14 protein-coding genes are annotated in these 13255 nt (G+C 41.4%); 11 read left to right on the top strand and 3 right to left on the bottom strand.

The window, feature by feature from the left end:
* Positions 1 to 54 precede the first annotated feature (54 nt).
* The 4 genes from MKY77_RS21095 (at position 55) to thrB (ending at position 4679) form a co-directional block, all read left to right on the top strand.
* Complete coding sequence (locus tag MKY77_RS21095; protein WP_339149883.1) at positions 55 to 1020, top strand: D-glycerate dehydrogenase; 966 nt, start codon at positions 55 to 57, stop codon at positions 1018 to 1020.
* A 388-nt stretch (positions 1021 to 1408) separates the two neighbouring features.
* Positions 1409 to 2707, top strand: coding sequence for a homoserine dehydrogenase (locus MKY77_RS21090; RefSeq protein WP_339147595.1), 1299 nt, complete (start codon positions 1409 to 1411; stop codon positions 2705 to 2707).
* Positions 2707 to 3762 (top strand): threonine synthase, encoded by a 1056-nt coding sequence (gene thrC / locus MKY77_RS21085; protein ID WP_339149882.1) that lies wholly within the window; start codon positions 2707 to 2709, stop codon positions 3760 to 3762. The genes MKY77_RS21090 and thrC overlap by 1 nt, the downstream gene beginning before the upstream one ends.
* Positions 3759 to 4679, top strand: coding sequence for a homoserine kinase (thrB, locus tag MKY77_RS21080; protein WP_339147594.1), 921 nt, complete (start codon positions 3759 to 3761; stop codon positions 4677 to 4679). Before thrC ends, thrB begins: the two co-directional genes overlap by 4 nt.
* 245 nt (positions 4680 to 4924) lie before the next feature.
* Here thrB and MKY77_RS21075 read toward each other — a convergent pair whose 3' ends face one another.
* Complete coding sequence (locus MKY77_RS21075; protein WP_010196573.1) at positions 4925 to 5161, bottom strand: NifU family protein; 237 nt, start codon at positions 5159 to 5161, stop codon at positions 4925 to 4927.
* Between the two features lie 166 nt (positions 5162 to 5327).
* On the opposite strand from MKY77_RS21075, the gene MKY77_RS21070 reads away from it, so the two are divergent.
* The gene (locus MKY77_RS21070) at positions 5328 to 5654 is read left to right on the top strand and encodes a YuzD family protein (RefSeq protein ID WP_339147593.1); all 327 of its coding nucleotides are present in this window, start codon (positions 5328 to 5330) and stop codon (positions 5652 to 5654) included.
* 41 nt (positions 5655 to 5695) lie between these two features.
* On the opposite strand, the gene MKY77_RS21065 is transcribed toward MKY77_RS21070, so the two are convergent.
* Positions 5696 to 6763: an NAD(P)/FAD-dependent oxidoreductase gene (locus tag MKY77_RS21065; RefSeq protein WP_339147592.1), complete on the bottom strand. Its 1068-nt coding sequence runs from the start codon at positions 6761 to 6763 to the stop codon at positions 5696 to 5698.
* 354 nt (positions 6764 to 7117) lie between these two features.
* On the opposite strand from MKY77_RS21065, the gene MKY77_RS21060 reads away from it, so the two are divergent.
* Complete coding sequence (locus MKY77_RS21060; protein WP_339149881.1) at positions 7118 to 7357, top strand: YuzB family protein; 240 nt, start codon at positions 7118 to 7120, stop codon at positions 7355 to 7357.
* A gap of 66 nt (positions 7358 to 7423) precedes the next feature.
* On the opposite strand, the gene MKY77_RS21055 is transcribed toward MKY77_RS21060, so the two are convergent.
* Positions 7424 to 8116 carry a DUF2225 domain-containing protein gene (locus MKY77_RS21055; RefSeq protein ID WP_339147591.1) on the bottom strand — a complete coding sequence of 231 codons (693 nt, stop codon included), beginning with the start codon at positions 8114 to 8116 and terminating at the stop codon, positions 7424 to 7426.
* Positions 8117 to 8416: 300 nt separating this feature from the next.
* Between MKY77_RS21055 and MKY77_RS21050 the strand changes: the two genes are divergently transcribed.
* From MKY77_RS21050 to MKY77_RS21030, 5 genes are all read left to right on the top strand, one after another.
* Complete coding sequence (locus tag MKY77_RS21050; protein ID WP_339147590.1) at positions 8417 to 9652, top strand: NupC/NupG family nucleoside CNT transporter; 1236 nt, start codon at positions 8417 to 8419, stop codon at positions 9650 to 9652.
* Positions 9653 to 9921: 269 nt separating this feature from the next.
* Entirely contained in the window at positions 9922 to 10776 is an 855-nt protein-coding gene (dapF, locus tag MKY77_RS21045; protein ID WP_339147589.1) for a diaminopimelate epimerase, read from the top strand.
* Positions 10777 to 10890: 114 nt separating this feature from the next.
* Entirely contained in the window at positions 10891 to 11253 is a 363-nt protein-coding gene (locus tag MKY77_RS21040; protein ID WP_339147588.1) for an iron-sulfur cluster assembly accessory protein, read from the top strand.
* A gap of 165 nt (positions 11254 to 11418) precedes the next feature.
* On the top strand, positions 11419 to 11652 hold the full coding sequence (locus tag MKY77_RS21035) for a hypothetical protein (RefSeq protein WP_339147587.1): 234 nt from the start codon (positions 11419 to 11421) through the stop codon (positions 11650 to 11652).
* Positions 11653 to 11973: 321 nt separating this feature from the next.
* Positions 11974 to 13209, top strand: a complete 1236-nt coding sequence (locus tag MKY77_RS21030) for a hypothetical protein (protein WP_342515463.1) — start codon at positions 11974 to 11976, stop codon at positions 13207 to 13209.
* Positions 13210 to 13255 lie beyond the last annotated feature (46 nt).

Raw genomic sequence — 13255 nt, 5'->3', positions numbered from 1 at the left:
ACAATAATTGAAATAGCAATCATTCCAGACAACATGAAGCAGGGAGAGAAGAAGATGACAAGGCCTTATGTATTCATTACGAGAAAGCTATCAGATGAGATATTGGTCCCATTAAGGGAAATGGCAGATGTGAAGATGTGGAATAGTGAAAGCGAGGCAGTCCCTCCTGAAGTTTTGATGCAAGAGGCACATAAAGCGGACGCATTGCTGACAATGCTTTCCGACAAAGTGGATAGAGAGTTATTAGATCAATCGCCTAATCTTAAAGTGGTGGCGAACCTTGCAGTCGGCTATGACAACATTGATGTGGATGCTGCCTCTGAGAAGGGGATCAAGGTTTGTAATACGCCGGATGTACTGACAGAAACAACCGCTGATCTTACCTTTGCTTTATTGCTGGCAACGGCAAGACGAATTACAGAAGCTCAAGGATTTGTAAAGGCTGGGCAATGGCAAAGCTGGAGTCCGTACTTACTTGCTGGGGCGGATGTGTATCATAAGACAATCGGGATTGTGGGCATGGGGAAAATAGGTCAGGCAGTGGCAAGGCGAGCAAGAGGCTTTGGGATGGAAGTGCTTTATCATAACAGAAACCGCCATATGGAAGCGGAGCAGGAGGTAGGTGCATCTTATCGTGCCTTTGAAAAGTTACTCGAAGAATCCGATTTCGTTGTTTGTCTGACTCCCCTAACGGAAGCAACTCGACACTTGTTTGATCAGGATGCTTTCAATCGAATGAAAAAGTCCGCTTTCTTTATCAATGTCGGCAGGGGGCAGGTTGTTGATGAGGAGGCATTGATAGAAGCACTGGGGCAAAAAGATATTGCTGGGGCTGGCCTTGATGTATTCTACCAAGAACCGATCGGGTCAGATCATCCACTATTGAAATTCCCGCAGGTTGTAGCGATCCCACATATCGGAAGTGCAAGTGTGGAAACGAGAACGACGATGATGAAGTTATGCCGTGATAATATTATGGCGGTGCTTCATGGGGAAGAACCAAAAACGAAAGTTAGATAAAAAAGAAGCCGAATTTTAGTCCACCTGCATGTGAGGGCTAAAATCCGGCTTTTTTTGTTCATATGTTTCATGATGGGCTAACCGGTATTTTCACCATCCATACCTCCTACTAGTACGAAGTAAGTTGGAAAAAGTTTCAAGTAAAAATACTATCGTCGTAACATTCTCTCATTCAAACAATTATTTTTCCTTTACTCCCCCAACGCAGTAAACGCTTACACATAAAAAACGTTAAAAATACCCCTTGTCAAGCATACAAAACCAAATTATAATGTCCATTATATAAAAACAAATGTACACGTAGAAAAGACAATTTAAAAAGGGGTCAGACCCCCTTTAACGCATTAGAGCGGTGAGGGTCAGACCCCCTTCAGGGGAGTGAAGCGTAGTGAATGTGATTTCGGTTGGTTTGTTGGGATTAGGTACGGTTGGTTGTGGGGTTGTGAAGATTGTGGAGAGTCATCAGGATAAGTTGATGCATCAGGTGGGATGTCCGGTTAGGGTGAAGAAGGCGCTTGTGAAGGATTTGCATAAGGAGCGGCTGGTAGATTTAAATTCTGAACTGTTGACGTTACATGCGGAGGAAGTATTGGATGATCCGGAGATTGATGTGGTCATTGAAGTGATGGGTGGGGTGGAAGAGACGCGGCATCACATTTTAAGGGCACTTCATAATAAGAAACATGTGGTCACTGCCAATAAAGATCTGATGGCTGTATACGGCTCTGAATTACTGGCAGCGGCAGCCGAGAACAATTGTGATTTATTTTATGAAGCGAGTGTCGCAGGCGGGATTCCGATCTTAAGAAGTTTAGTTGATGGCCTTGCATCAGATAGAATTACCAAAATGATGGGGATTGTGAACGGAACGACAAACTTCATCCTGACAAAGATGAATAACGAAGGTTCTTCCTATGAGGAAGTATTGAAGGAAGCACAGGCACTTGGATTTGCCGAAGCAGATCCAACTGCAGATGTGGAAGGAATTGACGCCGCAAGGAAAATGGCCATCCTCTCCACACTAGGATTTTCTATGAATATTGAACTCAAAGATGTGCAGGTGAAGGGTATCAGTGCCGTATCAGAAGAAGATTTGAACTACAGCAAAAAGCTTGGCTACACGATGAAGCTAATCGGCATTGCCCACCGTGAAAAAGAAAAGGTCGAGGTCAGCGTACAGCCAACACTCCTACCGCATGCACATCCATTGGCGAGTGTTCAAAACGAATACAATGCAGTCTATGTATACGGGGAAGCAGTGGGGGAAACGATGTTCTATGGACCAGGTGCCGGTAGCCTTCCGACTGCAACAGCCGTTGTATCCGACTTAGTAGGAGTAATGAAGAACATGCGCCTTGGTGTTAATGGAAAAAGCATGGTCTCCCCTCAATTCCAGAAAACATTAAAGGATAAGGAAGAGGTCCAGGCAAAGCATTTCCTCCGCGTTCATGTAGAAGATGAAGTCGGGGTACTCTCCCATATTACGAATCTTTTTTCTCAGAAAGGGGTTAGCTTCGAGAAAATCTTGCAACTTCCATTAAAAGAAGACGCTTTAGCGGAAGTGGTGGTTGTCACACACCATGCCTCCCTTCAGCGGTATGAGAATTTGCTAGAGGAGCTTGCCGATATGAAGTATGTGAAAGAAATCAAGAGCAGTTACCGGGTGGAAGGAGAAGTGGCTGTATGATGTGGAAAGGTCTAGTCAAGGAATATAGCAGCTATTTGCCAGTAAATGAACATACACCTAACGTCTCCCTTCAGGAAGGCAACACGCCCCTTCTTTTTCTTGAAAAACTCTCTGATCAGCTTGGTGTGGAGCTCCATGTGAAAGTGGAAGGGGCGAACCCGACCGGCTCCTTTAAGGATAGAGGCATGGCACTTGCTGTAGCCAAAGCGAAGGAGGAAGGAAGTACAACGGTTGTTTGTGCCTCAACGGGAAACACTTCCGCCTCAGCAGCTGCTTATGCGGCAAGAGCGGGAATGAAATGTATCGTGGTCATCCCGGACGGAAAAATCGCCCAAGGGAAGCTTGCACAGGCTGTGATGTATGGAGCAGAAATCTACTCCTTGGATGGAAATTTTGATGAGGCACTGCAGATGGTACGCAGATTATCAGAAGAGCTTCCTATCACACTAGTAAACTCTTTGAATCCTTATCGGATCGAAGGGCAGAAGACCGCTGCATTCGAAGTGTGCGACCAACTTGGGAAGGCGCCAGATGTACTAGCTCTACCTGTTGGGAACGCTGGAAATATCACAGCCTATTGGCGAGGATTTCAAGAATATCATCGCATTCGCGCATCAGGCTTACCGGAAATGCGAGGATTCGAGGCAGAAGGTGCTGCGGCAATCGTGCAGAACCGAGTCATACCGAATCCAGAAACAATTGCGACTGCCATCCGGATTGGAAACCCAGCAAGCTGGGAATACGCTGTCCAGGCAGGAGAAGAGTCCAATGGGAAGATTGATTTTGTTACCGATGAAGAAATGTTGTACGCATATAAACTCCTTGCACAGACGGAGGGTGTGTTTGCAGAACCAGCATCAAGTGCATCTGTTGCCGGAGTCATAAAGCAACTGAAGACAGGGGAACTTTCTAAGGGAAAACAGATTGTCTGTGTGCTGACAGGAAACGGGTTGAAGGACCCTGTCACTGCCACTAACTATGCCAATGTAAAAGTACAGCAGATCCCGAACGACTATTCACAACTGGTAAAATCATTCGCAGGGGTAACCGTATGAAAGAATACAGAGACGGATTTGTCATCAAAGTCCCCGGAAGCTCTGCCAATTTAGGACCTGGATTTGATTCAATCGGAATGGCCGTCAATAAATATGTCACCCTTTTTGTCAACCATTCAGACGAGTGGAAGTTTACAAGTGTCCCGCCACTCTCCATAAAAAAAGAAGAAAACATCCTTTGGACCGTTTGTCAGGAATTGCAAAAGCTCTGGGGGGGGGAAGCTCCCCCTGTACACGTTTTAACCATGAGTGATATCCCCTTGGCAAGGGGCCTTGGTAGTAGTGCCGCAGCTATTGTCGGTGCCATTGAGATCATGAATGTTCTTTGTAACAAAAATTTGTGTCCCGATGAAAAGCTGCAGCTTGCAGCCAAATTTGAAGGCCATGCCGATAATGTTGCGGCCTCCCTATATGGTGGCCTTGTTGTCTCTACCTATCAGAATGATAATTGGGAGTATGTAAAGCTTCCTGTAGAGGATTTGGAGATGGTCGCGGTCATTCCAGATTTCGAGGCGAAAACAAAGGACTCCCGAGGTTTGTTGCCGGAAAGGCTTGCTTTTGGTGAAGCGGTTGCGGGAAGCAGCCATGCAAATGTTATGCTAGGTGCATTTATGTTGAAGAAATGGGATCTTGTCGGGAAAATGATGGAAAGTGATATCTTCCATGAGCCATATCGTCAGAAGCTGTTTCCAGAATTTCAAAAACTGAAGGAGAGGGCAGGGAAGTCAGGAGCGTTCGGTGTCACGATCAGCGGCGCAGGACCTACCGTCATCTGCTTTTGTGAAAAAGGAAAGGGGAGAAACGTAGTAAGTGCGCTTGCTTTCGAGTTCCCACAGTATAAGGTAGAACTGCTGCAAGTAAGTAAAATGGGCAGCGAGGTGCATTCGAATCATTTATGTAGGGTATCTTCCATATAAATGAAAGGCTGATTTTACAAATGAGTGGATTGGAGCGGAAGTCACACGACTCCTGCGGGAGGTAGCGGTAGACTTGAGACCACGCAACGAAGTGATGAGGCTCAAGGATCGCCCCGAGTAAAGCGGGTGACAGCAGCGAAAAGGAACAGACAAATTTTATAGCCAAGGACAACAATTTTTTAGAAAACAGCCAAATGAAAAAAACCTGCAAGACTTATATGTGCTTGCAGGTTTTTTATCATTAATTAGAATACTTGCTCTACTTCGATGATGCCTGGTACTTCTTCAAGTAATGCACGCTCAATACCAGCTTTTAATGTGATGGTGGAACTTGGGCAAGAACCGCATGCACCTAAAAGACGCAACTTTACAATGCCATCTTCCACATCTACTAATTCACAGTCCCCTCCGTCACGAAGAAGAAATGGACGTAATTTATCTAGTACTTCCTGAACTTGCGCATTGATTTCCGGGTTAGACATAAGTTATCGCTCCTTTCCTTACATAATTCTATTATAAAGAAAACCTCCAAAAAAATCTATGACTCTGCACTGGGTCTTTTTAGGAAATCGAAATTAATTCCATGAAAAAGTAAGCGTTTTACGGTAAAATGGAGAAAATGCTGTGAATGTTGGGGGATGTCGCCTTATGAAAAAAACGGTAGAAATTTGTGTGTATGGTGCAGAAGTGCTTTGTCCAAGCTGTGTCAACCTGCCATCATCGAAAGAGACATATGAATGGCTGGAGGCTGCAGTGGCAAGAAAATTCCCAGAACAGGAATTCACCATCTCCTATATAGATATTTTCAACACGCAGGAATGTGACGGAGAGAAGAAAGAATTCGCCACAAGAGTCGTGGAAGAGGATATGTTTTATCCAGTAGTGGTAATTGAAGGAGAGATTGTGGGAGAAGGAAACCCTAAGTTAAAAACAATCTACTCTGAAATGGAAAAACACGGATACGTGGCATCGTAAAAAGAATCCCCAAGAGTCGTTGGACTTATGGGGATTCTTTTTTATCCATTATGATATTTATACATCCACAAGATACCGGATTTCAATAGCCTTGCCACTCGTCCTGTTAGTGGACGTTCGTTTACGAGTCCAAAGCCGTGTTTTTTTCCAAGAGACCCAAGTACACCTTTAAGCTTGATAGCAGGAAACTCTTCAGGAGGCGTTTCTCCGTTCCAGCGTTTCATTAATACTTGGACAATTTGTTCTGCTTGTCCTTCCGCCAGCTGTGCGCTTGGAGCGTGAGGGAGGCTTGCGCAGTCCCCGACCACATAGACGTTTTCATGACCAGGGATGTTATGTTGCTTTGTCAGTACGACACGTCCTTGTCCATCTTTCTCTACTTCAAGATCTCGCACTACTTTATTCGGCTGAATTCCAGCAGTCCAGACAATGACATCACAATGAACCGGTTCGTCATGGTTATAGAGTGTATTCTCTTCCACACGGGTAATGTTGGAACCGTTCACTACCTCCACACCGTGTGTTTCAAACCAATTCTGTACATATTTGCTAAGTCTTTCCGGGAAGCTTGAAAGGATGATTTTTCCACGGTCGAATAGTTTGATGGTTAAATCGGGACGGCTTTCGCGCAGTTCACTGGCAATTTCAACGCCGCTTAATCCCCCTCCAACGATTGCTACAACTTTGTTGGCCGGCAAATCATTTAACGCCTGATATGCTTTTCTGGATTTATTGATGGTCTGGATACTATATGTGTACTCTTCCGCCCCAAGAATATCATGATACTTATCCTCACAGCCAAGTCCAATGATCAGATCGTCAAAAGCAAGGGTACTCTGATCTTCAAAGTGAACCACTTTCTCCTCCAAATCCACTTTAGTAACTTCTCCGTATTTAACAGAAAGTCTTTCATGTTCTGGAAAAGAGACACGTACATGATGGTCTGAAATCGTTCCCGCAGCCAACGCATAGAATTCCGTTTTCAAACTATGGTAGGGAGCCCTGTCCACTAGCACAATTTCAGTATCAGATGGTAATTGATTAGGTAGCAGACGGTGTAGAATACGCATTCCACCATAACCTGCGCCAAGCACAACAAGTTTTTTCATAGCAGCTAAAACCCCTTTTCAAGCTAGTAAAATCTCCATAATATAATGAACGTACACCTATTAAAAGGTGTTTTTGGAATATAATAGTAGGAATCTAGTAATATCTTATAGTTTTATGTGAAGAAAAATACATATTATGATACAATTGCGCTTTCATTCGACAAAATGTATAACACGATTAAATAAAATAACATTAAAAGTATATCGAAATTATGACAAAATAACAACATTCTTTCAGAAAATAGTTCAGCTTCCGCTAAGTATCTCATTTATCCGTCAGCGACAAAAATGACGCTTGATAATTGACGTTTTAAGGAAAAAAAGGTAGCATGAAAGTGCAATAGAGGGGTGAAAATAGTGAAGCCGATCATCGAATTTTGTATAAGCAATCTAGCCAGTGGTTCACAAAAGGCGAGAGAAGTATTGGAAAAAGATCCGAATCTGGATATAGTGGAATATGGATGTCTAGGTTATTGCGGTAAATGCTTCGACACGCTTTTTGCGCTTGTGAACGGTGATGTCGTCTCCGGTGAAACGCCGGACCAACTGGTAGACAACATATACATCTATTTGGAAGAAAACCCAATGTTTTAATAAGACTCTTTACTCATAATAAAAGCATGGAACCAACAATTTGGTTCCATGCTTTTTTATTAATGCTTAACTTGTAGCCGGCAGTTTGGAGGCAGTCCGAATCTCATACCAGCGTTCCCTTGCTTTTTCAACTAGCCGCTTTTCCTTTTCTTTTGTTCTATGCTGGATGACCAATTGAAAATACCGGATTGCCTGTCTTTCGTTTTTGAGCCTGGTATGAAGATCTCCAATTAAATAGAGAAGCTTGATTTCGGACATTTCTTTTTCTTCAAAATCCTCTGTGGAATAAGAGGTTTCAAATTGATCTACAGCAAGCTTAAGAAATCGTTGTTCCTGGGTGATGTTTTTTTCAACGGTACGGTAGATCCAGGCAAGTCGAAGGTATAGTCCTGCCATGACGATAGCCGTTTCTTTCTTTATTATTCCAGAATATATACCCAGCTTGTAGGCATTGATGGCGGTTTTGACCGTTCGTGTCTGACCGAAGTCTTTGAATTGCCAATGTTTTTGTATTTTTGTCCGAATTGCCTGAAGAGATTCTGACGTGAACTTGTCGCTAAATTCATCTGTGACAGCATATCCACATTGTGGACAGACAGATACATAATAGAGGAGAGGGTTTGTCTCTTCGGAGTGATAAGTGGAGCAAAAATCCGTATCGTGTGTTAAAGGGCGAATGAAACGGGATTTTATTTTCAATGTACTATATGAATGTTTGCAATTACCACATGAAATATCGCGTTTATAATATTGTTCCATCCAAACACCCTTTCTTGATAATTTAATACAAAAGTACCATAAATCCTAACTTATAACAACTTTAATGAATCCATATACCTATATATAAAGTGTGTTTTTTTCATTGACGATACATTATTTTGTAAAAGTTGGGTAATTTATTTAAGAGGAACTTGGTTTGATAACGGTTTCGTTCTACCTGTAACATTTTTACAGAAAAAAGTTCTTTCAAACGCTTTCATTTCGTAGTAAAGTGTTAATGTGATAGTTAGATGTCTGACGACAAACAACTTGCAGAAATTTCTAATAGAGGTGAATTTTATGAATAATATCCTTTGGGGATTAATGGGGATTGCCGTTATTTTTGTAATCGCATTCCTACTTTCAGAAAACAAAAGAAAGATCAAGGTCCGCACTATTATAGGCGGTTTAGCTATTCAATTGTTATTCGCATTTATCGTTTTGAAGTGGGAGTTAGGTCGAAAAGTTTTCCTTGGCTTGACTGAACTAGTTCAGAATATCATCAATTACGCAAACGAAGGGATTGGTTTCCTTTTCGGTCCTGTACTTGGTAACCCTGGCGCAGAAGCGACTGGTTTCGTATTCGCGTTTCACGTACTGACGATCATCATTTTCTTCTCTGCTTTAATTTCTGTTTTATATTATCTTGGTATCATGCAAATTGTCATTCGCTTCCTTGGAGGCGGACTTGCAAAACTTTTAGGGACAAGCAGAACAGAATCCCTATCCGCTTCTGCTAACATTTTCGTTGGACAAACAGAAGCACCTTTAGTAATCCGCCCTTATATCGCGGGCATGACAAAATCTGAATTGTTTGCAGTTATGACAGGTGGACTGGCATCTGTTGCCGGTTCTGTATTGTTTGGTTATGCTGCACTTGGAATTCCTTTGGAGTACCTCTTGGCAGCTAGTTTCATGGCAGCTCCTGGTGGGTTGATTATGGCAAAAATGCTTATTCCTGAAACGGAAGAACCAAAAACAGATCCAAATGCCCAAATCGGTGAATCTGAAGAAGACAGAGCGACTAACGTTATCGACGCTGCAGCTCGCGGGGCTTCTGATGGTTTAAAACTTGCATTGAACGTTGGTGCGATGCTACTTGCATTTATCGCATTGATTGCACTTATCAACGGTATTCTTGGTGGAGTAGGTGGCTGGTTCGGTGCCGATAACTTCTCCCTAGACTTTATCCTCGGTTATCTATTCGCGCCATTGGCATTCGTAATCGGTATCCCTTGGAGTGAAGCGGTAGCGGCTGGTAACTTAATCGGTCAAAAGCTTGTATTGAACGAGTTTGTAGCATACTCTACATTCTCTGCACAGCTAGATATATTCAGTGATAAGTCCATCGCGGTAATATCGTTCGCACTATGTGGATTCGCGAACCTTTCTTCCTTGGCAATTTTACTTGGTGGTCTTGGGAACTTAGCTCCAAGCCGTCGTCCTGATATTGCAAGATTAGGGTTCCGTGCAATCATCGCAGGTACGCTTTCCAACCTGTTAAGTGCTGCGATTGCAGGTATGTTCTTGTTCTAAAAATGACAAATCCACTCGTCTATATGTATAGGCGGGTGGATTTTTTATGAAAATGTGGATGAAGGACCTTCTAGAGAAGGTTTTTTAACGAAACAGGTCTTCTTCTTTACAATCCTTTTACCATAACCAGAAAAACCCATGTTATCATGCTTCCACAGAAGCAAACGATACATGGGTTTTTCATATAAAACGGGGGATATTTCTATTGTGTTCATTCCTTTATGTATTTATACTTGAAGAAATAAATTATTTTTGGAGGAATAATAAAGATGCGCTCCTTTGAATTCACCAAGATGCACGGATTAGGAAACAACTATATATATGTGAATATGTTCGAAGAAAAATTAAAAGAAGAAGAGTTATCAAATCTTGCCGTCAAGGTCGCGAACATTCATACAGGCATCGGGTCTGATGGAATGATATTGATATGTCCATCAGAGATAGCGCCAGTAAAAATGCGGATCTTCAATAATGATGGATCCGAAGGGAAAAACTGCGGGAATGGTCTTCGCTGTGTTGCCAAATACGCTTACGAGCAAGGAATCGTCCATGCAAAAACTTTTAAAATAGAAACACTCTCCGGCCTAGTAGAAGCGGAAGTAGAAGTGGAAGGTGGGAAGGTTATCTCTGTCACTGTAGACATGGGAGAACCGAGACTCTCTACCAAAGAAATACCGATACTGGTGGAGGAAAAAGAAGCATTGATTGCGGAACCATTTACAGTGGACGGAGAAACTTACGAAATAACTACCGTGTCCATGGGGAATCCACACGTCATTTTTTATCTAGACAATATCAAGGATGCTCCTCTTACAACCCTTGGTCCTATTGTAGAAAAGGACCCTCGATTCCCTGAGGGGGTAAATGTTGAGTTTGTGGAGGTTGTTTCAGAGGATGAGCTACATTTCCGGGTATGGGAGAGGGGTTCAGGGATTACGCAGGCTTGTGGCACAGGGGCTTGTGCGGCAGTAGTGGCTTCGGTACTTAATGAAAAGACGGCCCAAGAGAGAGAGACGGTTGTTCATTTGGCAGGAGGGGACCTCTTTATTACCTGGACGAAGGAAGGTTCTGTTAAAATGCGTGGTCCGGCAGAGGTAATTTGCTCAGGAACCTTTTACTATTAATCACACCAGCTTGGTCCAATTGCATATACTATAGAAGCAGTTAGATTGAGAAGATATGTATTTCACGATATAATGAAGAAAAGTGAACTGGAAATACATTAGGAGGTGTAATATATGAGTGATGTAATCACAATTACAGAAGCAGCAGCTTTTCAAATAAAAGATATGATGAAAGAACATGGAGATGAATCCGTCTTCTTACGTGTAGGCGTTAAAGGTGGAGGGTGTAGCGGTCTTTCTTATGGAATGGGTTTTGAAGAAGAGAAAAGCGAAAAGGACATTGAATTAGAACAGCACGGTATCAAAATTCTAATCGATGCTGAGAGCAAGCCGATTCTTCAGGATGTGAAAATTGATTTCAAACAATCCATGATGGGCGGCGGATTTACGATCGACAACCCGAACGCCATCGCAAATTGTGGGTGTGGCTCGTCTTTCCGTACAGCGACGGAAGCAGGAACACCTGAGGACTGCTAAGGTTTTGAAGAAATGGTAAGGGTTATGAGTTATATTGGAATTTTGAATGTACACAATCCTCAAAATGTATAATAACAACCCTAAATGCACCAAATCAAAGTTGTGAATTACATGCCTTCTCGATAGTTAATGTTGAAAAACAAAACTATTTGAGGAGGCTTTTTTATGTCTTTGAACAAGCGAATTAGGAAAAAACCAGTTGGAAAAATGTCAAATCAAAAGGAATATCCAAAATTAACAATGGAACAAACAATTGACTTAGTTATTGCGGGAAAGAGTGCAGAAGGTTTAAGAGAAAGAACCTTAAGGGATTACAGAAAGGATTGGAAATATTTCGTTACTTGGCTTGAAAGAATTATGAAATCGAAACACTGGATGAACTTTCACCTGATTATCTAGCTTAATATTGTGTTCAAATACATTTTCCGACTTCGATTAGCATTATAAACGGTATATGAATCGAGAAGTATCGAAGACTCAGCTTGCTAAAGAATTGGATATATCAAGACCAACATTAGATAAGTTAATTAAGGAACATCAACAAGTTAGTTAAGGGGACTCTTTTCATTTGTAGAGGTGGGGGTATATTTCCACATTTTCACTGGAGTCTTAGTTGAGAAATGTGATAGGCTACTACATTCACACGTCACGAAATTTTGCTACTTGCGGCAAGACTTTCCCCCCTTGTATTATGAAATAAGAATTGTAGTTGAAAAAAGAGTGGAATGGGGTAATGATTTGAGAATTGATATTTATTTTCATGATTATAAAGATAAGAGTGAATCCAACAGGACTTTAGCAATCCTGGAGTTATTCCTTAACAAACACATTATCATGAATAACTATAGTAGTGTATACAATAGTATATCATTTAAATTTTTGAATAACCCACCGAGGAAGCGGGAAGCAAAAGTACTTATGCCTTATGGAATTCATCCTGAGGTAGAGATTCTCTCAAATTTTGAAGGCAATGGGAAATTGTCCGTAGAATCATTTCATCTTGTACTAGGTTTGATGCAAGAAGCAATTCCTCGTATACCACATGCCCCTGCTAAAAAAGAATTTGATTTTGATGTGGAAGGACTTTTGAGGGATATTAGTACGGCTGCTAAAGATGCCCCTCATTCCAAAGAAGAACTCAAACATTTGGAGGATAACAAACAACAACTAACCATACAAAATCGTATGAATTACAAATTGAGGATAATTCAAAATTTTAGGGAGAATCCAAGACCTTTAGATACAAGGCTTATAGGAGTTCGTATCTCTAACAATTTTAGATTTCATGATGATGATGTTTATTTCTATCAGAATATGTATGCAACCATCTTATCTGATGTTCTCCGCAGATATGATATCCGTTTACCTAACTATAAGGAAATTTATATCCATTTAGTAAATTCTTTAGAAGAAGCTATTGATATTAGTACTAGTAAGGAAGACTGGTTTCAGTACACTCATGCAATATTAGATTACACACGATTTAAACATTCATCACAAGAAATGAAAGAACAATTATTATTAAATAGTTTAATTGAAGGACTAAGGTATATTACAGATTTTGACCACTTGGAAAAGGACAAAATTGAAAGTGCAATTAAGTATATTCAAAATCATAAGCTGCAAACACCGCTTATTTATGTCATAAAAGAGAATGAAGAATATGAGGTGAAAATCCAATATAAAGTAACAAGAGAGAATATCATCAGAAACTATGTAAAAGCCAATTATAATTTACACATTTTCCAAAAGGCAACAGGAGAAGAGCGTGTGATTTCTCTTGGGGTCTTCGAAATATTTAATGTTCCTTATGTTTTGGGCAGTATTAGTCTTACTAAGAAACAAGTCAAAATTAAGGGGAGAACAGGATTAAGAGCCGAAATTTATCGTTCAAGCGAAAAAGCACCTAGTGAGTACAAAATTCAGTTTCATGAACTGTTTGTGAATCAATATTGAAGGTGTATGCTAACGGTTAATCATCAGTTGTTAGAAATTTAGCGAC

This window comes from Sutcliffiella sp. FSL R7-0096 (assembly GCF_038595065.1).
Lineage (GTDB): Bacteria > Bacillota > Bacilli > Bacillales > Bacillaceae_I > Sutcliffiella_A.
The sequence above is the reverse complement of the archived record's forward strand: the minus strand, read 5'-3'. Positions and strand labels throughout refer to the sequence as shown.

Coding starts and splice junctions, on each gene's coding strand:
- MKY77_RS21070 (WP_339147593.1), top strand. CDS start 5,328: ATGAAAAAAACGGTAGAAATTTGTGTGTATGGTGCAGAAGTGCTTTGT.
- MKY77_RS21075 (WP_010196573.1), bottom strand. CDS start 5,161: ATGTCTAACCCGGAAATCAATGCGCAAGTTCAGGAAGTACTAGATAAA.
- MKY77_RS21035 (WP_339147587.1), top strand. CDS start 11,419: ATGTCTTTGAACAAGCGAATTAGGAAAAAACCAGTTGGAAAAATGTCA.
- thrB (WP_339147594.1), top strand. CDS start 3,759: ATGAAAGAATACAGAGACGGATTTGTCATCAAAGTCCCCGGAAGCTCT.
- MKY77_RS21095 (WP_339149883.1), top strand. CDS start 55: ATGACAAGGCCTTATGTATTCATTACGAGAAAGCTATCAGATGAGATA.
- MKY77_RS21040 (WP_339147588.1), top strand. CDS start 10,891: ATGAGTGATGTAATCACAATTACAGAAGCAGCAGCTTTTCAAATAAAA.
- MKY77_RS21050 (WP_339147590.1), top strand. CDS start 8,417: ATGAATAATATCCTTTGGGGATTAATGGGGATTGCCGTTATTTTTGTA.
- MKY77_RS21065 (WP_339147592.1), bottom strand. CDS start 6,763: ATGAAAAAACTTGTTGTGCTTGGCGCAGGTTATGGTGGAATGCGTATT.
- MKY77_RS21055 (WP_339147591.1), bottom strand. CDS start 8,116: ATGGAACAATATTATAAACGCGATATTTCATGTGGTAATTGCAAACAT.
- dapF (WP_339147589.1), top strand. CDS start 9,922: ATGCGCTCCTTTGAATTCACCAAGATGCACGGATTAGGAAACAACTAT.
- thrC (WP_339149882.1), top strand. CDS start 2,707: ATGTGGAAAGGTCTAGTCAAGGAATATAGCAGCTATTTGCCAGTAAAT.